This is a genomic window from Agrobacterium sp. LY4, assembly GCF_001526585.1.
In the GTDB taxonomy this organism is placed as follows: domain Bacteria; phylum Pseudomonadota; class Alphaproteobacteria; order Rhizobiales; family Rhizobiaceae; genus Agrobacterium; species Agrobacterium leguminum.
Window position 1 is genome coordinate 53,465 of the sequence record NZ_ASYA01000055.1, and the last position, 20,538, is coordinate 74,002.

The window sequence follows — 20,538 nt, forward strand, 5'->3', positions numbered from 1 at the left end:
AATTTCGCGCCATGACCGGATTTCTCGACCTTGCTTTGACCTATAACGCCACGCGGCGCTGCTGCGATCTGGTGCTCGATGACGATTTCAATCTGGTCATCGACGAAACCCCGGTCACGCCGATCCTGCTTTCGGTCGGCGTCGATCGCCGCGCTTCTCCGGACGATGACCTGCCGGACGGCCGCTCTCAGTTTCTCGCGCCTGTCTCTTTCTCCGAGCGCCGTGGCGCGCTTCTCGACGGCCTCAACGCTGCCGGCGACATGGCCGGTTGCAAGATGTGGCTGCTGGAGCGGGCCAAGGAAACCGAGACCACCCGCCAGCTCGCGGAATATTACCTTGCCGAGGGGCTGGCGTGGGCAGAGACCGATACCGGCACGCCGGCAGAAATTGAAGTCTGGTGGCTTCGCGACGGCGTTCTGGCCTATCGCGTCCTGGTCGAGGATGTCACGCTCGAACTGACGCGGAAGGTGGCATAATGGCCTGGCCTGTCCCTTCGGCAAAAAAAATCTTCTCCCGCATCGCCGCCGCCGCCGAAATCGGTTTGCTAGGCCTTTATCCCGAGGCGGACGTGAAGGCTATTTCCCGCGCCGTCCGTTCGGCGCGTGGCATGTTCGCGGTTATCTGGAGCGCCGTGGCTCCCGAGGTTCGCGAAACCCACGACCATATCGCATGGTGGGCGCGACAGTGGATGCCGGACAGCGCCGATGACGAAACAATGATCCTGCGGCACGCCTCCATCTGGGGCGTGGAGCCGCGCGCGGCGACAAAGGCAGTCGGATCGGTCACGGTCGAAGGGGTGGCCGGAACCGTCCTGGCATCGGGTATCGTGCTGGCCTCGTCTGCCACCACCACATACGTCACCACCTCGGGCGGCACGATCGCGGCCGGTGGCACAGTCATCGTCACGGCCGAGGCGGTCACAGCCGGCAGCGCTGGCAATCTGGAAAGCGGCGTGCAGCTTTCCACGGTTGCCGCATACCCCGAGATTTCGAAGATCACGGTCGCGACCGCCTTTGCGGGCGGCGCTGACGATGAGACGCCGGAAGAAGTCCAGGTGCGATATCTTCAGCGCATCCGCGAGCCGCCGATGGGCGGCTCTTCCGCAGACTACAAGGCGTGGGTGGGCAACGTCGCCAGCGTCTACGCCGTCAAGGTCGTGGAAGACTGGATCGGTCGCGGCTCCGTGGGTCTCGTCATCGCCCTGAAGAACGATGACGGCACGCCGCGTGTCCCGACCGAACTGGAGCTGACCGCGATCGGCAGCTATATCGGCGCTCAGGGTAGCCAGACCGGCGTCAGGCCCGTCACGGCTCGCGTCATCCCCTTGGCGGCCGAGCTGGTGCAGGTGCCGGCAAGCGTACGCCTTCGTCCGGACGGCGCATTGACCAGGGCGGCGGTGCAGGCCGCCTATGATCGCTTCATCGCCACCATCGGTGACGAGGACGATATCGAGAACGAAAGCCCGATCGGCGCGACCATCGAGCCGTCGCGCATCTCGGAAGCGATCTCGGCCGCCGACGGCGAATATTCGCACGATCTCACAGTCCCGGCCGCCAGATACACGCTCGGCACCAAGGAATGCCCCGTCGCCACCGACATCACTTGGCTGGATTAAGGGGGCTTTGAAGCATGTCCAGGACTTCTTCAACGATCCTTCAAAGCCTGTTTTCGAAACTGCCGATCGGCTGGGCACTCCGCTATCGCGGCGGCGTCATGGGCGTGATCCTCGGCGCGATCTCCGAGGCCATTGCCGACGCCGAGATAGCGGCCGAGGCGATGATGAACGAAACGGACCCGCGTCTGGCTGATAAGCTTCTTTCGGATTTCGAGCGCTGCCTTGGTCCCGATCCCTGCGGGCGTGACAATGACGGCCTGACGGTTCACCAGCGCCGCCAGCTCGCCTTCCAGCGCTGGACGGCCCGAGGCGGGCAGTCGATCCCTTATTTCGTGTCGATTGCGGCAGCGCTCGGCGTGACCGTCACCGTTGAAGAGTTCTGGCCGAGCCGAGCCGGTGTTCTTCGCGCCGGACAGCCATTGCGGCCGGAAGGCTCGCAATTCGTCTGGCGCGTCAATATTCCGGGTCTCGTGACCGTGACGAACTTCCGGGCAGGCGCGAGCCGCGCCGGCCATCGCCTCGGCTCATTTGAACTCTCGGCCATCGAATGCGTTCTGCGGCGCTACAAGCCCGCCCACACCCAACTCGTTTTCAAGTACGGAGAAGCCTGATGGATCGCATCAACGGCGCTGACACAATCGATATCGGCGGCGGTCGTCGCGGCTTTCGCGATGAGAACCTTGTGGCCGGCGCTGCCGGCACAGAGGTGACCGCGCTCTTTCTCAACATGGTTCAGGAAGAAATCCTGAAGGTCATCACCGAAGCGGGCCTCGCCCCGAGTGAAGGCGACTGGACGCAGCTCTGGCAAGCGTTGCAGATACATGGCCTGTCGGCAGGGAGCCGCAGCCGTCGCTGGCTGTCCGTCATCTCCATGACGCTCTCCAGCGCCCCAGGTGCGCCCTCGGCGGGCGACACCTATCTGATCCCGACCGGCGCGACCGGCATCTGGGCAACCCATGTGGGCGAGATTGCGCAGTGGACAGGGTCTGCATGGTCATACCTGACGCCGCCTGACGGACACGGCATCAGCCTGCCGGACGGTCGCGTGTTCGAGCGCATCGCCGGCACCTATGTCGAAAAGCTGGCGCTCGATGCGCAATCTGGCAAATGGACTTACGCCGTTGCGGGCGGCACAGCGAATGCGCTGACCGCCGTTTTGTCGCCCGTGCCGGCCGCCTTGACAGAAGGCATGACCATTCGCCTGAAGATCGCAACGACCAACACCGGGGCCGTGACGCTGAACGTGGGTCTTGGTGCGGTTTCGGTGGTGTCTACGCTTGGTGCCGCCCTGATCGCCGGAGAGCTACAGGCGGGCACAATCCGGGAGTTCATCTGGACCGGTACTGCATGGCGGCTACGCGCTTTGGGGGTGACCGATTTCCCGATGGTGAAGAGCGGGATTGGCTATCAGAAGCTCCCATCCGGCTTCATCCTGCAATGGGGGACTTACGTCACAACCTCCAACCCGGCTCAAACAATCACTTTCCCGATCGCTTTCCCAACCGGGATTTTGACGTGCGTGGCCAGCCAGGGGAACGCCGGCGATGCGAACTGGGGCGCGGGTATTCCCGACGTGTCCGCACCGCAAAACTCAACATGGACCGCATCGCAGGTCAGAATTTACACGCTTCGATGGAACGCCACGTCGAAGAGCTGGGAAGGCCAGAACGGGCTGGGCGTCAACTGGATCGCGATCGGGTACTGAAGGAAACCGCCATGGGACAGAAATACGCAGCGTTTGATGCCGAGGGGCAGATCACCGGGTTTTACGATTCAATCGACAGCCCGCCACCGGAAACCCTCGACGTCCTCGAAATCAGCCATGATGAATGGCTGATGCTAATTTCGGGCTTCGGCTACACCATCAAGGATGGCGCGATTGTCGCTCCGCCTCCAGCGGAAGAAATTCCGCTTTCCGAAATCAAGGCCAAACTGAAGGCCCGTGTTGATGCCTTGGCCGAGGCCGAGCGCAAAAGGTACATCACCCCCGGCGAAGGGCAGGCGATGACCTATCAGCGCAAGGTCGAAGAGGCCAAACGCGCCATCCTGGAAGAAGAACCGACAGCGGCCGACTATACGATGCTTGCCGCTTCCCTTGGTGTGGATGGCGAGACTGTCAAAGAGGTCGCGACAATCGTGCTGGCGATGGATGCCGCGTGGGCCGTTATAGGGGCGGGCATCGAGAAGGTCCGGATGAACGCCAAGAAGGCAATAGACGGGGCTGCCAGCGCGGATGCGGCGAACGCCATCGTTGACGCCATCGTTTGGCCTGAAGGAGTTGCGCTTTGATCCCTGATCTCTCCGTAATCTTCCATCTTGCGATCTTCGGCCTGATCTGCGCCGTGGTTGCCGTCATCGGTGGCGCGGGCTGGCTTGTCTGGTTTGTGATCGAACACGTCCGGATCGTTTAATCAAGGGCGGTAACATCGCCCTCTGTACGGGTCATTTCCAACTCGCTACAACCGCATAGTTGTCGTCGCTGGTTGGGGTACAAAATGACGCTCTTTCTCATCTTCACATGGATACTGGCCTGCGGATTTGTTCTGTGGTCAATCGTCTCAATGGTCTGGCGGAAAGACCATCGCAAATCACTTAAGCGTAGAGCTATAGCTGGTTTTGTGGTGGGAATCGGGATTTTGGTTGGCATCAGTTTATCATTCGACCGCGATGCCAAATTGGCGGGATTTGCGAGCATGGAGGATCGGTCCAAAGCAAATGAGGCTGGTATCAAGGATGCTGCAATCTGGGCTGAAACAAAGAAGGCCGACGAAATAGTGCGGTCGAAGCGTGCCGCTGAAGAGGCTGAAAAACGCCAACTGGCTGAAGCAGCTCAAAAGGCGAAAGCAGACGAGGATGCAAGGACCGCAGCACTCGCAGCGGAAGCTCAAAAACAGAAAGACGAGGATGAGAGGAAAGCGAAGGATGCCGCGTGCCGCGCAGACATCCAGTGCTGGGGGGAAGAAGGGTGGGCTGCCGCTACGACGCGTTGCCCGGATGAAATCGAGAAGCTTGCAAAGTGGGATTTCGAATGGACCGACAGCTGGTCTGAAACGAAACTCTCGCACTATCGTTGGAAGAGCCAAAAGGACGGCATCGTCACCTACATTGGTGACAAGTTAAAAATGCAGAATGGCTTCGGCGCATGGAAGCGTGTGAGGTACACTTGTGACTTCGATCCTGTCACGAAAACCGTGCTGAACGTATCAGCGCTGTGACGATGAGCTGCCCGCCTGAATTCGCGCAAGGTGGGCCTTAAACCACTCCCACGAGGCACTCACAGCCGGTTTGACGGCGCTATCAGAATTTCAGAAATTCCGATTTCTCGTGTCAAAATTCCGATTTCGCGCTACAGGGTACATGGGCATAACTTACCGGCAGGCACCATCGGATCCATCGTTTCTCAGGCTCGGAAAAGCAATGAAACACGGGCGCAGAATGGTGCGAACTGGATTTTTCATATGAAGGAAAGTGGTAGCGGGAGAGGGACTTGAACCCCCGACACGCGGATTATGATTCCGCTGCTCTAACCACCTGAGCTACCCCGCCACAGGGGAAACGTGACAGTCATGTGACCGGCCGTTCCATCAGGATGAGCGGCTTATAAGGTGCCGCTCCCCAAAGTGTCAAGCGCAAGATGCGCAAAAAATTCGCTTTCCGCATCGCTGCAAAAAGCGAATGGTTTCAGGCGGCAACCGGCTTTTCCAGAAGCGCCTTCAGCGACGCCTCGGCTTCCGCCGAGCGTTCCGACCGTTCGATGAAACCGCCGCCGTAAACGCGGGCATCGGCCCCCGGCGCGGAATAAAGCACGCAGGCCTGACCGGGAGCGACACCGGCCTCCCCGGTCATCAGGTCCACATAAATACCGTTTTCGTCCGCATGCAGCATCGCTTCCGTCGGCGGGCGGGTGGAGCGCACCTTGGCGAAACAGGCAAAGCCCTGCCCGGCATCGCTCGCCAACTCGCCGTCACCCAGCCAGTTCATGTCACGCAGATAGACCCGGCGGGTTTCCAGCGCTTCGCGCGGGCCAACGATGACCCGGCGGCCGCGCGCATCGAGATGCACGACATAAAGCGGCTCCCCGGTCGCGACACCAATGCCGCGGCGCTGACCGATCGTATAATGCACGATACCATCGTGGCGGCCGAGCACGCGCCCGTCGAGATGGACGATATCGCCTGCCAATGCCGCATTCGGCTTCAGCTTGTTGATGATATCGGTATATTTGCCCTGCGGCACGAAACAGATGTCCTGGCTGTCAGCCTTCTTGGCCACGACAAGTCCCATATCTTCCGCCAAAGCGCGCGTCTCGGCCTTGGAGAGGCCGCCGAGCGGAAAGCGCAGATAATCGATCTGTTCCTGCGTCGTGGCGAACAGGAACCAGCTCTGGTCACGGTCGCTGTCGATCGGCCGATAAAGCGCACGCCGCCCCGGCTGACCGGAAACGGGATTGGGACGCGAACGAATGTAATGGCCGGTCGCCAGCGCATCGGCGCCGAGTTCCTGCGCCGTGGCGAGCAGATCGGCGAATTTTACCGTCTGGTTGCAGGCCACGCAGGGGATCGGCGTTTCACCCATCGCATAGGCTTCGGCAAAGGGGTTGATGACGGTTTCACGGAACCGCGCTTCGTAATCCAGCACGTAGTGGGGAATGCCGAGCGTTTCGCAGACCCGGCGCGCATCGTCTATATCCTGCCCCGCGCAACAGGAGCCCGCGCGGTGCACGGCAGCACCGTGGTCGTAAAGCTGGAGGGTAATGCCGAGGACATCATAGCCCTCGCGCTTGAGGATACCGGCCACCACCGAAGAATCGACGCCACCGGACATGGCGACAACGATCCGGGTATCTTCCGGCCTCTTGTCAAAATCGAGCGTATTCACGTTTTTTCCCATCGTCAGTCATAACGGGGGTAAAGGCCCCGCCGCCTGTCGGTCATCCGCCGCGAGAAACCTGGCCATCAATGGGGCCGTCCTGTCTCGTCATCCTGCGGATTTAAGGGCTGCATATAGAAAGGAATGGCCGCGCACGCAAGTACGGGGCGGAAAACCGCCCCGCAATGCCGACAGATTCGGGCTGGGACCGGCCGTCAGGCGCCGGCCGTCTTCTGGCCGCTGCTGCCGAACCACTTGTCGCGCTCCCGCCACAGGGCTGGCAGGGCCAGCAATCCGATAGCCGTGAAGGCGATCAGCGTCTTGTTGAGCTGCGACAGTTCCGCCGTGCGGCCGTCCAGATAATAGACGCCATAAACGATGGCCACGTGCCAGACATAGACCTGCAGCGAATGGCGGCCGAGCAATTGCAGGAACTTCAGCGACAGCACCCAGATGACGCCTTCGGCGATGGAACGCACGAGCGGACGGTGGTGCTTCGGACCTGCGATCACCAGCCAGGTCAGGCCGACGCCGACAGCGAGGAAGTTCATGAGATAGACCAGGCCGAAATCGGCGCGGATTTCCATCGTGGAGAATTTGCCCATCATGAATTCCGGCATCAGGCCCCAGGCTGTGGCGATGCGCAGCGGCATGAAGAACAGGCAGATGACGAGCGCCGCCTTCGGCAGCCACGTGTGCTCAGGCGAGAAGATCGCCTTCCACGGAATACGGTTCTGCGCCGTCATCGCGCCCATCACCAGCGCCGAATAGAATACGAGCTGCCAGCCGAGCAGGTTGAAGCTGACGCGAATGCCCTGCTCATCCGCACCTTTCACGAGTTCGTTGAGCGGGGTCGTCACGATCTGCTGAAGACCGAGCTGACCGGCCATCCAGACCAGCAGGGAGCCGGCCATGACATAGGCCCACTTGCCATCAAGGCAGAGCTTCACCAGCACCGGTGCAAAGATCATGTAGACGATATATTGCGGCAGAATATCCATGAAGGTCGGCTGGAACAGGAATGTCGCAATCGCCGCCAGTCGCAGCGGATCGTCGAACGACGTCATGCCGAGCCAGTTGTACCAGATATAGGGTGCATGCGGGATGACCATGCGGAAGAACAGCACGGCGATGACGAGACCCATCGCGTAACGATAAAGCTCCAGCGCCCGGTTCCAGATCATCTGCTTGCCGGCATCATAGCCGTATTTCATCATCTTGCGCGCATAGACCATGCCGATCAGCAGGCCGGACAGGAACACAAAGCCCTGGGCGTCCTCGACAAAGGCAAACTGCCGGTGATTGATTTCCACCAGCCAGAAGCCGCCGGCAAACACCAGATGGTTGATCAGCATGAAGACGAGGAAGTAACCACGCATCCCGTCGATCAGGTCAAAGCGTTTCATCTCGATAGCTCTCCGTTCTCGCAGGGCCTGCATTGCCCAGCCACCCAGCCCGGCTTGGGAGGGGCCGGGGATTGGATTGTCAACGCTGTTTTGCGCCTGAGGTTCCCTTTCCAAAGCGGTTTAGAACCGGCACGAAAAGTCACATTGACGTGTATGCGTTCTGGTTAGGATGCAGGGACTGAATGCCGGATGAATAAAAAAAGGCAATTCCGTGAAGCGGATGAGCCATGCGCGGGCAACATGCCGCGGCAAGCAGGGCTCAAAGCCTTGCATAGCAGGGCGAAGCGGAATTCACCGCCGATGAGCGGGGGAGATATCACCCGTTAGATTTATCAGTCGTTTTTTGACCGCATCTTGCTGTCCCCTTGGCGGAGCGAGCGTCGGCGTGACCATGCTTTCTGGAAGCGAGACGAGCAAAGGCCCGGCGGTCACCAAACCGCCGGGCCTTTATCCGTTAAACACGTTCCGATTCGTCAGGCAGCGGCCTGAATAGCGGCCACCTGCCAGTTGTCGTTTCCGGGGCGGCGAACGAAGGTCCACATTTCCACCGCTTCAGAAGGTTGGTGCTCGTCGCCTTCGATCACCTTGCCGGAGGTGCGGTCGCGCATCACGTCGATGGCGGAGTAGCGCATGGCCACCGTTGCATAATCCTGACCCTCTTCGTGCCATGCTTCGGCAACATCGCCCTGTAGCAACGTCACATCGCGCACGTCGTTTTTCACGCCGCTCGTGGCGTTGTCGCTCAGTTCTTCTGCGAGGTAAGACATGGCTTCCGGCGTCGTCAGCTTGCGCAATGTGCCATAATCCTCGGCGGCATAGGCGGCCTGCACGTCTTCCAGCATTTTCTGGAAAGTTTCGAGATCGCCCTGGGTAATGCCGATTTCATCACCTTCCGACATGGCGTTGGCATGAGGCGCAGGCTTTGCCGTTGCGGCAGTGGCGGCCACACCGCCCGCAGCGCCGGCCAGCGCGCCGATCTTCGGAATCTTGAACGAGGAAGCGGTAGAACCCGCCTGCGAACCGCCATTATAGGAAGAACCGGAATGATCCGTGCGCTGCGACCCGCCGGCCGAGCCATAAGCGGGCTGGCCCTGACGGCGCGAGGCGAAGAAACGCATGGCGAGCATGACCAGAAGACCAATCAGCGCCACCTGCAACAGCATACCGAAGAAACCGGCCATGCCGCCAAAACCGCCACCCAGCAGCATGCCGAACAGACCGCCCATCAACAGGCCGCCCATCAAACCACCCATCATGCCGCCGAACAGGCCGCGATTCTGCTGCGGCGCCTGCGCGCCCGGACGGGCCGGCTGAGCAGCGCTTGGCGCTGCCTGATTGGTGTTGGGCGTCATGCTGCGGTTGATCGGCGCGGTCTGGCCGGGTGCCGTGCTGGTCGAAGGCGGAGCGGAATAGGTCCGCGTGCCGCGGCTGCCGAAACCGCCGCTGGCGCGACGCGCTTCCGCCATATCAACCGCCACGAAAGACACCGCGATACCAAGCGCGGCGACTGCGAACAAACCCTTGAAGCGCCGAAAGGCAGCAAACATCGTTATCTCCTGTTGGCCGCCCTCCCATGAGCGGCATGTCAGCAGGCGATATAGCAACTCATGATCATCATTTTTAGAGCACTTGGCTTAAATTTTTTGTGATATGCAACCAAAGCGGGAGACTGGCAAAACCTGCCGCAAAATTAGCAGCAGTAAACACAAAAACCGGCGCAGGGTTTCCCCTGCACCGGTTCCTATTGTCCCCTTGGGAGGAACGATAAGATCAGTCGACGTTGAAGGTCAGCGGCTTGACCTGGCGGATCGCCGGGTTGGCGCGCAGCTTGTCGAGCACGGCTTCAGAAACCGGGCCGTCGACATAAAGCAGCGCGATGGCGTCGCCGCCTTCCTTTTCACGGCCGAGCTGGAAGTTGGCGATGTTGACGCCAGCCTCGCCGAGCGTGGTGCCCATGAAGCCGATCATGCCGGGAACGTCGGTGTTGGTGATGTAGATCATATGCGATCCGACATCGGCATCCATGTTGATGTTCTTGATCTGGATGAAGCGCGGCTTGCCATCCGAGAACACCGTGCCGGCAACCGAGCGTATCTGGTTTTCCGTCTTGACCGTCAGCTTGATGTAGCCGTCGTAAACGCCGGTCTTGTCGCGCTTGACCTCGGAGAGGATGATGCCCTTTTCCTTGATCATGACCGGGGCCGAAACCATGTTCACATCCGCAACCTGGCTGCGGATCAGGCCGGCCAGCAGGGCGCTGGTCAGTGCCTTGGTGTTCATGCTGGCGGTTGCGCCGTCATAAAGGATTTCGATTTCCTTGGTGGCGCTTTCCTGCACCTGACCGACGAAGGAGCCGAGAACATCCGCAAGACGGATGAACGGCTTCAGGCGAGGTGCTTCCTCAGCCGTGATCGACGGCATGTTGATGGCGTTGGAAACCGCACCCTTGACGAGGTAATCCGACATCTGCTCGGCAACCTGAAGGGCGACGTTTTCCTGCGCTTCCGTGGTCGAAGCACCGAGATGCGGCGTGCAGACGACGTTCGGCAGGCCGAAAAGCGGGCTCTCGGTGGCGGGCTCGACTTCGAACACGTCGAAACCGGCGCCGGCGACATGGCCGGACTTGATGGCATCCGCAAGGGCCGCTTCATCCACCAGACCGCCGCGGGCGCAGTTGACGATACGCACGCCCTTCTTCGTCTTGGCAAGGTTCTCTGCATTGAGGATGCCGCGCGTCTTGTCGGTCATCGGCACGTGCAGGGTGATGAAATCCGCCTGGGCCAGAAGCTCGTCCAGCTCAACCTTGGTCACGCCCATTTCCTGCGCGCGCTCCGGCGACAGGAAGGGGTCGTAGGCCAGAACATGCATCTTGAGGCCAAGTGCGCGCGAGCAGACGATGCCTCCGATGTTGCCGGCACCGATGACGCCGAGCGTCTTGCCGGTGATTTCGACACCCATGAATTTCGACTTTTCCCACTTTCCGGCCTGCGTGGAGCTGTCAGCGGCCGGAAGCTGGCGGGCGACGGCGAACATCAGCGCAATCGCATGTTCGGCTGTCGTGATGGAGTTGCCGAAGGGCGTGTTCATGACGATGATACCGCGGCGCGAGGCGGCCGGGATATCGACATTGTCGACGCCGATGCCGGCGCGACCGATGACCTTGAGGTTGGTCGCCGCCTCGATCAGCTTTTCCGTTGCCTTGGTGGCGGAGCGGATGGCGAGACCATCATAGTTACCGATGATTTCGGCAAGCTTGTCCTTGTCCTTGCCGAGCTTCGGCTGGAAATCGACTTCGACGCCACGATCGCGGAAGATCTGGACGGCGGTTTCCGACAGTTCGTCGGATACGAGTACGCGAGGTGCCATGGTTCACGGGCTCCTTGAAAACGGTGCAGTTTTGAAAGCGGGGAATGTGCGGCCCTGCATCAGCGCAGGGCCGGTATCAAAATCAGGCGGCAGCCTTGGAAAGTGCTGCCTTCTGCGTCTGGTAAGCCCAGGCGAGCCAGGGCATGACGGCTTCCATATCCGCCGTCTCGATGGTCGCGCCGGCCCAGATGCGCAGGCCGGACGGTGCGTCACGGTAAGCGCCGATATCGAGGGCGACATTTTCCTTTTCGAGCAGGGCGACGACGCCCTTGGCGAAATCGGCCTGTGCGGCGGCATCCAGCGCCTGCACCTCGGGATCGACGATCTTCAGGCAGACGGAGGTGTTGGAGCGGGTTTCCGGCTTGACGGCCAGGTTGGCGATCCAGTCGTTCTTTTCGATGAAGTCGTAGATAACCTTGGCATTGGCATCGGCACGGCCGATCAACGCCTTGAGACCACCGAGGTTCTTCGCCCACAGCAGCGCGTCGATATAATCTTCAACGCAAAGCATGGACGGGGTGTTGATGGTTTCGCCGGTGAAGATGCCTTCGATCAGCTTGCCGCCGGAGACCATGCGGAAGATTTTCGGCAGCGGCCATGCCGGCGCGTAGCTCAGCAGACGCTCGACAGCGCGGGGCGAAAGGATGATGACGCCATGGCCGCCCTCACCGCCCAGAACCTTCTGCCAGGAGAAGGTGACGACGTCGAGTTTCGTAAAATCCATGTCCTGTGCGAAGGCCGCCGAAGTGGCGTCGCAGATGGTCAGGCCCTTGCGGTCAGCCGGGATGAAATCGGCATGGGAACACGAACGCCGGAGGTGGTACCGTTCCAGGTGAAGACGACATCACGGTCGAAATCGACTTCGGCAAGGTTCGGCAGCAGGCCGTAGTCGGCCTCGAACTTGCGCACGTCCTTCAGCTTCAGCTGCTTGACGACGTCTGTGACCCAGCCAGCGCCGAAGCTTTCCCAGGCGAGCATATCGACGCCGCGTTCACCGAGCAGCGACCAGAGCGCCATTTCAACGGCGCCGGTGTCGGATGCGGGAACGATACCGATGCGATAATCGGCAGGAACGTTCAGAACTTCACGGGTGAGATCGATGGCCTGCTTCAGCTTGGCTTTGCCAACCTTGGCGCGATGCGAGCGACCGAGCGGCGCACCGGAGAGAGCATCTAGCGACCAACCGGGACGCTTCGAGCAGGGACCAGAGGAAAAATGCGTATTGCCCGGACGGACGTCCGGCTTCACGATATCTGTCATTTAACTACCCTTTCAGATAGGCGCCTCTCGTTAGGGAGAGGTGTCCTGACGCCGTTGCTATTCCTCTCGCCGATCCCAGTCAAGCGGAATATGTCGCTACGCAGAAGAATTTTGGTCCATATGCGTCATGCCCGTGTCAGATGCCGGTAAAACAAAACCGCCCGCACCCGGAGGATGCGGACGGTCTGAAACTACCAGCTGGGCGTGACGTTTATTTATAAACGGCAGGCTGCAGCGGAATATCGGCGGGCGGCATGTATTGCGCGGTATCGCAGCCGTTGAAGACATAACGGCCACCGACGCGCACTTCATGCGAATAAAGGCCCTTGTCACGGCCCGGACCGCCGCCATTCTCATAAGCGAACATATCGCCCTTGTTGATATGGCGGAAACGATAGCCGATATCGGCCTTCAGGTTACAGGTGACGTCGATGGATGCGCCGGCCATCAGAGCATAGGCGAAGCGCCACTTGCCCTTGCCGCCATGCTCCGTGGTCGGGTCGCAGCCCAGGCCATTGACGCTGCAGGATGTGTTGCGCAGCTTGTCCCACTTGACGTAGGAGCCGCCGATACCGCCGCCGACATAAGGCGTCACCCGACCGTAAGTGCCGAGATCGACGTAGGCATTCGCCATCAGAGTATAGGCGCGAACCGAGCTAAGGTCCTCCGAGACGCAGCGACCTGGAACGGAACCGCAGAAACCGCTCGTGGAGCCGCGAAAATCCGACTTACCCATATAGTCGAAGGTCACGTCACTGCGGAAATAGTTGTTGAACTGATAACCGACACCTGCACCGATGACATAGCTGTCCTTGATCGTCGCGGTATCAAAATCCGCGAGATAGCCGCCGGGGCCGCCCTGATAATAATGGGCGCCGCGCAGCTTGTTGAAGGAATAACCGACATCGCCGCGCAGATACCAGCCGCTTGCCTGGGTAATCTCGACTTCGGGGGCCTCGACATAGGCCGGTGCGGGCTCGGCTTGATAAAGATCGGCAGCGATGGCGCTGGTACCGGTCAGCAGGACGGCCAGAAATCCGGCCAGGACGTTTTTCATGACTTCCACTCCAGAAGAGGCACGTGCGGTTTCGGCAGCAGATGCCAGTGAACTGTTCAGTCATGGAGATTGACGTAAAATGGTTAAGTCCCGATTAACCACGATCATTCACTATATTTATTAGGAAATACTCAAAGAAAAAGCCGGCTGCAAAGCCGGCTTTTTCAGGCGTTACTGTCGCGGAAGCTCACGCCGCCGAGCGGGCATTGGCGATGACGCCGACGAGATCGTTGACGATCTGCTCCACCTTCGCGCTGTCGTCGCCTTCTGCCATGACGCGGATCAGCGGCTCCGTACCGGAGGGACGGATGACGAGGCGGCCATTATTGGCCAATGCGCTTTCCGCATCCGCAATCGCCTGCTGCACGACAGGGTTTTCCAGCGGCTTGCCGCCGGAAATACGGACATTCTTCAAAAGCTGCGGCACCGGCTCGAACTTGCGGCAGACTTCGCTGACCGTGAGGCCGGAGCGCTTGACCTTGGCGAGAACCTGCAAGGCCGCAACAAGGCCATCGCCCGTCGTGCCATAGTCCGACAGCACGATATGGCCGGACTGCTCGCCGCCAACGTTGAAATTGTGGTTACGCATGTGTTCGACGACATAACGGTCGCCCACTTTGGTACGGGCAAGGGTAAGGCCCTTGTCGCCCAGGAAGCGTTCAAGACCGAGATTCGACATGACGGTCGCCACGATACCGCCGCCGCGCAGCGTGTTGTCGGCAGCCCAGCTATCAGCGATGACGGCCATCAGCTGGTCGCCATCGACGATCTCGCCGCGCTCGTCAACGATGATGACACGATCCGCATCGCCATCGAGCGCGATGCCGATATCGGCCCGTACTTCATGCACCTTCTTCTGCAGCGCTTCCGGGTGGGTAGAGCCGCATTCCAGATTGATGTTGATGCCGTTCGGCTCATTGCCGATGGTGACGACTTCCGCGCCGAGTTCCCAGAGCGCAGCGGGCGCCACCTTGTAGGCCGCGCCATTGGCGCAGTCGATGGCGATCCGCAGTCCGCTCAGCGTCACATCGCGCGGCAGAGTGCGTTTGACGAATTCGATATAACGGTAGATGTCGCCATCCACACGCTTGGCGCGGCCGATCTCGCTCGGCTTGGCAAGCTGCGCATAGATATCCTTGTCGAGAAGGTCCTCGATCTCCAGTTCCAGCTCGTCGGAGAGCTTGTAACCATCCGGTCCGAAAAGCTTGATGCCGTTATCGGAGAAGGGATTGTGCGAGGCCGAGATCATCACGCCGATATCGGCGCGCAGCGAGCGGGTCAGCATGGCGACGGCGGGCGTCGGAATGGGGCCGAGCAGGAAGACATCGAGACCGGCGGCGGTGAAACCAGCGACCAGCGCGTTTTCCAGCATGTAACCGGAAAGGCGCGTATCCTTGCCGATGACCACGCGATGGCGATGATGGCCACGGCGGAAGATCGTCCCGACCGCAATGCCCACACGCATCGCCAGATCAGGCGTCATGGGAAATACGTTCGATTGTCCGCGGATACCATCGGTTCCGAAATAACGGCGTGCCATTTGAACTCCAAATCTTTTCCAGCATTCCGGCAAAAGCTGAAAACAGCCGGAAGCGTTTTTGGCTAGATGCCACAAACCACGATAAACAGCACGTAAATTAGCGCAAAAATGGCTTATATCTTGTTACCAAAATGAAAAGGCCACCCGGAAACCCGGATGGCCTTTTACAATTTTTAGCTTGTGCAGGCGGTCAGTGCGGCTGCGGCTCCATGCCGCCTTCGGCCTCACCGTCGCCCTTTGCTTCGCTCGGGCCGTCCTTCTTGGTGCCTGCCTTCGGCACTGCCGAACCACGGCTGCCCGGAGAATCGTCACCCAGGTCGCGGGCGGGCTTCTCGCCCTTCAGCAGGGCCTTGATCTCGTCGCCCGTCAGGGTTTCGTATTCAAGCAGACCCTCGGCAATCGCAACGAAACCATCGTGGTTTTCCGTCAGGATGCGGCGGGCCTCACCATAAGCCTCGTCGATCAGGCGGCGAACTTCCGTGTCGATGGTCTGGGCCGTCGCCTCGGAGACGTTCTTCGACTGCGAGACGGAATGGCCGAGGAAGACTTCCTGCTGGTTTTCACCATAGGAGACCTGGCCGAGAGCATCGGAGAAGCCCCATTGCGTGACCATGGCGCGGGCAAGCTTGGTGGCCTGCTCGATATCCGAAGACGCGCCGGAGGTGATGTTTTCCTTGCCGAAGGTCAGCTCCTCGGCAACGCGGCCACCCATCATGATGACGAGACGCGACACCATCCACTTGTAGCTCATGGAGTAGCGGTCGCCTTCCGGCAGCTGCATGACCATGCCGAGCGCGCGACCGCGCGGGATGATCGTCGCCTTGTGCAGCGGATCGGCCACGGCAACCTTCAGCGCGGTAATGGCGTGTCCGGCTTCGTGATAGGCGGTCAGCTTCTTTTCGGCCTCGGTCATGGCGGAGGAACGACGTTCCGCACCCATCATGATCTTGTCCTTGGCGTCTTCGAATTCCTGCATGGTAACGACGCGCTTGTTGCGGCGGGCGGCCATCAGGGCGGCTTCGTTGACGAGGTTCATCAGGTCCGCACCCGAAAAACCGGGTGTGCCGCGGGCCAGAACCTTGAGGTCGACATTCGGCGCCAGCGGCACGTTGCGGATATGCACCTTGAGGATGCGCTCGCGGCCGACAATATCCGGGTTCGGCACGACGACCTGACGGTCGAAACGGCCGGGACGCAGAAGTGCAGGGTCGAGAACGTCTGGACGGTTGGTGGCCGCGATGAGGATGATGCCTTCATTCGCCTCGAAACCGTCCATCTCGACCAGCAGCTGGTTCAGCGTCTGCTCGCGCTCGTCGTTACCGCCGCCAAGACCGGCGCCGCGATGGCGGCCGACAGCGTCGATTTCGTCGATGAAGATGATGCATGGCGCGTTCTTCTTGGCCTGCTCGAACATGTCACGCACACGGCTTGCGCCGACGCCGACGAACATTTCCACGAAATCCGAACCGGAAATGGTGAAGAACGGCACATTGGCTTCGCCGGCGACGGAGCGCGCCAGAAGCGTCTTACCCGTGCCGGGCGGGCCGACGAGCAGCACACCGCGCGGAATTTTACCGCCGAGGCGCTGGAACTTCTGCGGATCGCGCAGGAATTCCACGATTTCCTCGAGGTCCTGCTTGGCTTCGTCCACGCCTGCAACGTCATCGAACGTCACGCGGCCATGGGCTTCCGTCAGGAGCTTGGCCTTGGACTTGCCAAAGCCCATCGCACCACGCGAGCCGCCCTGCATCTGCCGCATGAAGAACAGCCAGACGCCGAGAATGAGGAACATCGGCAGAAGCGTGCCGAGATAGCTCAGGAAACCGGAGGAACCGTCGCTTTCGGGACGCGCCACGATGGTCACGTTCTTGCTCTGCAAGCGCTCCATCAGGCTGTCGTCAATGACGGGGGAATAGGTCTGAAAGGCCGTGCCGTTTTCGGTGTAGGTTCCGAGAACCCGGTTACCGGTGACGGTCACGTCGCGAACTCGCCCGGAATCCACATCGCGAAGAAACTGGGAATACGGAATTTCCCGCGAACCCGTTTGCGTCGGCGACGTCTGGAACATGCTGAACAATGCGATCAGCAAGAGGGCAATCACGGCCCACAAGGCGAAATTTCTGAAATTTGGGTTCATCGAACTCCCCGAACTCACACAGGCATATCTGCTGCCCGCTCTTACGTGCCCCTAACATAAGGACGACATCTGCCGTTGCCAAGGCAAAGCGCATTATCTGATGCGTTTTGGTGTAAAAACTATTCCAAGGCAATTCACGAAAAAGAGGCCGGATTTAAACCGGGGGCTGTGGATATGCCGTCCGCCCGAATAAATTGGCGATTGCATTCGCCAACTCAAGGTCGAAACGCGACAGGAAAAGATCGAAAGGTGCGAGCCTCGGCGTGATGGTGACGGCATCCGCCCGCGAACCCGGCTCATCGGCCGCTGCGGCAATTTGCGGCAGCCCCGCCATTGCCTGTTTCGCCACCCCGGCCGGTACGGACGGAAAAAGCGCGGCCGCTTCCGCAGCGTCACCGACCCTGCGCGCTTTGACGTGGACTGGAAAAGCCGATCCGTTCTTTACGAGGAAACGATCGTCCCATAGCCCTTGGTCGTTTGCGCCAATGTTAAGCTCCGGCAGGTTTCGCTGCTCGCGGAACATATAGAGCCCGTCCCGCCGGCGATCGAGCAGGACGCGACCGACCGTCAGTCGCCCGCGTTCAGCCGTTTTGAGAAACCGCAGAACACGTTCCATGCTGCTTGCAGCCGGAAAATATGCCCTTCCGCCAAGGGTGGCGATCAGCGCCGCCAGCCCATGCCGGAACTCGGGACGATCGGGATTGACGCCATCGCCGGCCAATCTGGCGAGCGCAGCGTGGAAAACCTGTGTATGACCGCGCAGGAAGGTGGCCGTTGTTTCGGAAAGCGCCTGTCTTTTAAGAGAGGTTTCCGCATCGATCCGGACGGGAGAGACGGGAAGCGCCTGCCGTACACGCACCCTCTCATATCGGGTATTTTCATTGCTCGGATCGTCAAGCCAGCCGCGCGAGCGGGAAGACACATAGTCACGGATCGCCTGCCTCTCACACATCAGGAACGGCCGCATGATCCAGTGGCGGCCATCGTATAAGACCGCATCCGCCATGCCGGAGAGACCGAGATTGTCAGAGCCGCCGCTGCGGGCGGCGCGCATCGCCACGGTTTCGCGCTGGTCGCCGATTGTATGTCCCGTCACGACAAGATCGGCTCCGGTCTCGCGGGCGACCTCGGCAATCAGGCGGTAGCGGGCAAGCCGGGAGGCTTCGGAGAGGCCGGAGGCCGGTTTGGCACCGTCCCATCGGCGGGTAACGTGGGGGATGCCGAGTTCGGCGCAGAGCATCGCCACCTTGCGCGCCTCATCGGCAGATTCCGCTCTCAGCGCATGGTCTACGGTGACGGCGGAAAGGCGCAAGCCATCCCGATCCATCTCCGCCATTGCCTCATGCAAGGCCAGCAACAGACCGGTGGAATCACTGCCTCCAGAGATTGCGACGAGGATATGGGCGGGTGTGTGGAGATTTTCGACAAAAGACCTCGCCGCCGCGAGCGGCGCAACAGTCTTTTCGTTCAGAATGCGGGCATCAACCGGCATGGAAATACCCGCGATCGCAGGGAAAAATCAGCAGCTCAGCCGTTTCTGTTCGCTGGCAACCTTGCTCAGCACGGTCTTAGAAGCATTGGGATAACGCTTCGGCACCTCGCGCAGCGTGGCGCAGGCGGTTTCGGTATTGTCGAGAGCGGCAAGCGACATGCCGAGCTTCATCAGCATTTCCGGCGCCTTCGGAGATTTGCCGTAGGCCTGATGGCCGTTCAGGAAGGTCTTTGCGGCCTCGTTGAACTTGCCCTGGGAATATTGCGCTTCGCCCAGCCAGAAGCTCGCATCCGCAGCCTTCGTGCCCTTGGGATAACCCTGAAGATATTGCTGGAACCCCTGTTCCGCCAGCTTGTAGTCACCGGAAAGAACATGGCCGTAAGCGGCCTGATAAATATCGCCTTCGCTGGTAAGCGCCGCCGTATTCACCGGATCCGTCTTGCGCTGGCTATTGCCCGTGCTAACGCCCGGAAGGCTGGCGGAGGAATTGTTAGCGCCCTGATTCAACGTACCGCCAACCGGCATTCCCTTGGAATCAAGCTCGATGGAGCCGAGCGTCGTCTCTCCCGGTGCGCCTGTCGGGGCGGTGGAGGGAGCAGACGGAGAAACGGAAGCGCCACCCTCGGGTGGCGTTTCGATGATCGTTGCAACGTCGTCGGTCGGCGGTGAGGCCGGATTGACCGGACTGGCTTCCGCCTTCTTTTTCGGTGCAGCGGTCGGGCTTGCACCCTTGCCGCCGGCATTGCCGCTCTCCAGTTCCTGGAAGCGGAACTCATTGTCTTCCTGCGCCTTGCGGATCGTTTCCTGCATCTGCAGAAGCTGGAAGCTCATTTCCTCGATACGGCCGTTGAGCTGCCGGATCTGTTCTTCAAGCTGCTGAACCCGATAGGCTTCATTGGCCTGAACCCGGACGACCGGGGGCTGCTGAGAGTTGATCGTGCCGAAGCTACCCCCCGCACCGAACAGCGGACCCGAAACGGCGATGCCGCTCAAGCCGGTGCAGGCTGCAAGCCCCAGCATTCCCGCCACGACAAGTTTCTTCATCTCATTCGTCCTGCCTTAACTGATTTGCACCGGAATGGCGCAAGCCGGATTTTTTCCATATCAACCGAAAAAGCAACTTAACTTCGGCCAAACTATGAAAAAAACAAAAGGCGGCCCAAAGACCGCCTTTCATTCAAGATCACAATAACGTCAGGCAATCACATGCCCGCGCCACCGAGAACCGTCACGGCGCGGCGGTTCTGCGACCAGCAGGAGATGTCGTCGCAAACGGCGACCGGCTTTTCCTTGCCGTAGGAGATCGTCTTCATGCGGTTTGCCGGAACACCCTGGGAAGCCAGGAAGTCGCGGGTTGCAGCCGCACGACGGGCGCCGAGCGCCAGGTTGTATTCGCGCGTGCCGCGTTCGTCGGCATGGCCTTCAACGGTGATGGCGTAGTTCGGGTAACGGGCGAGCCACTGAGCCTGGCGCTGCAGGGTCTGCTGGGCGTCAGCGCGGATAGAGGTCGAGTCGGTGTCGAAGAAGATGCGGTCGCCGACATTGACCGTGAAGTCCTGCTGGGAGCCCGGCGTTGCGGAGCCCGCGCCACCAAGGCCAAGTTCACCGGCGCTGTTCGGCATGTTCTTCTTGTTCGCGCAGCCTGCGAGAGCGAGCGCGAGCGTCATGGCGATGACAGCCGGGTTACGGGCCAGTTTCTGCATGGGGCTGAGTGCCGAAATATGTGTACGGCTCATCGCCGGTCTCTCCTTAGGATTTCAATAACGTTGCCGGACACTAACTGATCGCGGTTAATA

17 protein-coding genes, 1 tRNA gene and 1 pseudogene are annotated in these 20,538 nt (G+C 60.4%); 7 read left to right on the forward strand and 12 right to left on the reverse strand.

What is annotated here, in order from left to right; all coding sequences use genetic code 11:
- Positions 1-11 precede the first annotated feature (11 nt).
- The 7 genes from L904_RS26165 (at position 12) to L904_RS26190 (ending at position 4,830) form a co-directional block, all read left to right on the forward strand.
- Positions 12-476, forward strand: coding sequence for a phage GP46 family protein (locus L904_RS26165; RefSeq protein WP_035264183.1), 465 nt, complete (start codon positions 12-14; stop codon positions 474-476).
- Positions 476-1,615, forward strand: coding sequence for a baseplate J/gp47 family protein (locus L904_RS26170; RefSeq protein ID WP_035264184.1), 1,140 nt, complete (start codon positions 476-478; stop codon positions 1,613-1,615). The genes L904_RS26165 and L904_RS26170 overlap by 1 nt, the downstream gene beginning before the upstream one ends.
- A 14-nt stretch (positions 1,616-1,629) precedes the next feature.
- Positions 1,630-2,226, forward strand: a complete 597-nt coding sequence (locus L904_RS26175; protein ID WP_035264185.1) for a YmfQ family protein — start codon at positions 1,630-1,632, stop codon at positions 2,224-2,226.
- Positions 2,226-3,320: a DUF2793 domain-containing protein gene (locus L904_RS26180; protein WP_051671922.1), complete on the forward strand. Its 1,095-nt coding sequence runs from the start codon at positions 2,226-2,228 to the stop codon at positions 3,318-3,320. Before L904_RS26175 ends, L904_RS26180 begins: the two co-directional genes overlap by 1 nt.
- On the forward strand, positions 3,248-3,904 hold the full coding sequence (locus tag L904_RS26185) for a hypothetical protein (protein ID WP_155272903.1): 657 nt from the start codon (positions 3,248-3,250) through the stop codon (positions 3,902-3,904). Before L904_RS26180 ends, L904_RS26185 begins: the two co-directional genes overlap by 73 nt.
- A complete protein-coding gene (locus L904_RS28555) occupies positions 3,901-4,026 on the forward strand; it encodes a hypothetical protein (RefSeq protein WP_256364475.1) in 126 nt (41 codons plus the stop codon). Before L904_RS26185 ends, L904_RS28555 begins: the two co-directional genes overlap by 4 nt.
- 84 nt (positions 4,027-4,110) lie before the next feature.
- A complete protein-coding gene (locus tag L904_RS26190; protein WP_051671924.1) occupies positions 4,111-4,830 on the forward strand; it encodes a hypothetical protein in 720 nt (239 codons plus the stop codon).
- 254 nt (positions 4,831-5,084) lie between these two features.
- Here the strand turns inward: L904_RS26190 and L904_RS26195 are convergent.
- The 12 genes and pseudogenes from L904_RS26195 to pal form a co-directional block, all read right to left on the reverse strand.
- Positions 5,085-5,161 (reverse strand) — tRNA-Met (locus L904_RS26195).
- A gap of 135 nt (positions 5,162-5,296) precedes the next feature.
- On the reverse strand, positions 5,297-6,493 hold the full coding sequence (gene mnmA, locus L904_RS26200; RefSeq protein WP_035264186.1) for a tRNA 2-thiouridine(34) synthase MnmA: 1,197 nt from the start codon (positions 6,491-6,493) through the stop codon (positions 5,297-5,299).
- A 206-nt stretch (positions 6,494-6,699) separates the two neighbouring features.
- Complete coding sequence (locus L904_RS26205; protein ID WP_035264188.1) at positions 6,700-7,890, reverse strand: OpgC family protein; 1,191 nt, start codon at positions 7,888-7,890, stop codon at positions 6,700-6,702.
- A gap of 473 nt (positions 7,891-8,363) precedes the next feature.
- On the reverse strand, positions 8,364-9,437 hold the full coding sequence (locus L904_RS28020) for a Tim44 domain-containing protein (RefSeq protein WP_035264190.1): 1,074 nt from the start codon (positions 9,435-9,437) through the stop codon (positions 8,364-8,366).
- Between the two features lie 223 nt (positions 9,438-9,660).
- Positions 9,661-11,256, reverse strand: coding sequence for a phosphoglycerate dehydrogenase (gene serA / locus L904_RS26215; protein ID WP_035264192.1), 1,596 nt, complete (start codon positions 11,254-11,256; stop codon positions 9,661-9,663).
- Between the two features lie 82 nt (positions 11,257-11,338).
- Positions 11,339-12,516 (reverse strand): annotated as a pseudogene (locus tag L904_RS26220) (phosphoserine transaminase).
- Positions 12,517-12,727: 211 nt separating this feature from the next.
- Positions 12,728-13,573 (reverse strand): outer membrane protein, encoded by an 846-nt coding sequence (locus L904_RS26225; RefSeq protein WP_020810670.1) that lies wholly within the window; start codon positions 13,571-13,573, stop codon positions 12,728-12,730.
- A gap of 187 nt (positions 13,574-13,760) precedes the next feature.
- Entirely contained in the window at positions 13,761-15,113 is a 1,353-nt protein-coding gene (gene glmM / locus L904_RS26230; RefSeq protein WP_003523248.1) for a phosphoglucosamine mutase, read from the reverse strand.
- A gap of 190 nt (positions 15,114-15,303) precedes the next feature.
- A complete protein-coding gene (ftsH, locus tag L904_RS26235) occupies positions 15,304-17,250 on the reverse strand; it encodes an ATP-dependent zinc metalloprotease FtsH (protein ID WP_003523247.1) in 1,947 nt (648 codons plus the stop codon).
- A gap of 154 nt (positions 17,251-17,404) precedes the next feature.
- Positions 17,405-18,742 (reverse strand): tRNA lysidine(34) synthetase TilS, encoded by a 1,338-nt coding sequence (gene tilS / locus L904_RS26240; protein ID WP_020810669.1) that lies wholly within the window; start codon positions 18,740-18,742, stop codon positions 17,405-17,407.
- A gap of 27 nt (positions 18,743-18,769) precedes the next feature.
- Positions 18,770-19,786, reverse strand: a complete 1,017-nt coding sequence (gene ybgF / locus L904_RS26245) for a tol-pal system protein YbgF (protein WP_003523244.1) — start codon at positions 19,784-19,786, stop codon at positions 18,770-18,772.
- A gap of 158 nt (positions 19,787-19,944) precedes the next feature.
- Positions 19,945-20,478 (reverse strand): peptidoglycan-associated lipoprotein Pal, encoded by a 534-nt coding sequence (gene pal / locus L904_RS26250; RefSeq protein WP_003506243.1) that lies wholly within the window; start codon positions 20,476-20,478, stop codon positions 19,945-19,947.
- Between the last annotated feature and the right edge of the window lie 60 nt (positions 20,479-20,538).

What these genes read in the sequence shown, in the direction of transcription:
- L904_RS26165 (WP_035264183.1), top strand. Translation starts at nt 12, where the DNA reads ATGACCGGATTTCTCGACCTTGCTTTGACCTATAACGCCACGCGGCGC.
- L904_RS26170 (WP_035264184.1), top strand. Translation starts at nt 476, where the DNA reads ATGGCCTGGCCTGTCCCTTCGGCAAAAAAAATCTTCTCCCGCATCGCC.
- L904_RS26175 (WP_035264185.1), top strand. Translation starts at nt 1,630, where the DNA reads ATGTCCAGGACTTCTTCAACGATCCTTCAAAGCCTGTTTTCGAAACTG.
- L904_RS26180 (WP_051671922.1), top strand. Translation starts at nt 2,226, where the DNA reads ATGGATCGCATCAACGGCGCTGACACAATCGATATCGGCGGCGGTCGT.
- L904_RS26185 (WP_155272903.1), top strand. Translation starts at nt 3,248, where the DNA reads ATGGAACGCCACGTCGAAGAGCTGGGAAGGCCAGAACGGGCTGGGCGT.
- L904_RS26190 (WP_051671924.1), top strand. Translation starts at nt 4,111, where the DNA reads ATGACGCTCTTTCTCATCTTCACATGGATACTGGCCTGCGGATTTGTT.
- L904_RS26205 (WP_035264188.1), bottom strand. Translation starts at nt 7,890, where the DNA reads ATGAAACGCTTTGACCTGATCGACGGGATGCGTGGTTACTTCCTCGTC.
- L904_RS28020 (WP_035264190.1), bottom strand. Translation starts at nt 9,437, where the DNA reads ATGTTTGCTGCCTTTCGGCGCTTCAAGGGTTTGTTCGCAGTCGCCGCG.
- serA (WP_035264192.1), bottom strand. Translation starts at nt 11,256, where the DNA reads ATGGCACCTCGCGTACTCGTATCCGACGAACTGTCGGAAACCGCCGTC.
- L904_RS26225 (WP_020810670.1), bottom strand. Translation starts at nt 13,573, where the DNA reads ATGAAAAACGTCCTGGCCGGATTTCTGGCCGTCCTGCTGACCGGTACC.
- glmM (WP_003523248.1), bottom strand. Translation starts at nt 15,113, where the DNA reads ATGGCACGCCGTTATTTCGGAACCGATGGTATCCGCGGACAATCGAAC.
- ftsH (WP_003523247.1), bottom strand. Translation starts at nt 17,250, where the DNA reads ATGAACCCAAATTTCAGAAATTTCGCCTTGTGGGCCGTGATTGCCCTC.
- tilS (WP_020810669.1), bottom strand. Translation starts at nt 18,742, where the DNA reads ATGCCGGTTGATGCCCGCATTCTGAACGAAAAGACTGTTGCGCCGCTC.
- ybgF (WP_003523244.1), bottom strand. Translation starts at nt 19,786, where the DNA reads ATGAAGAAACTTGTCGTGGCGGGAATGCTGGGGCTTGCAGCCTGCACC.
- pal (WP_003506243.1), bottom strand. Translation starts at nt 20,478, where the DNA reads ATGAGCCGTACACATATTTCGGCACTCAGCCCCATGCAGAAACTGGCC.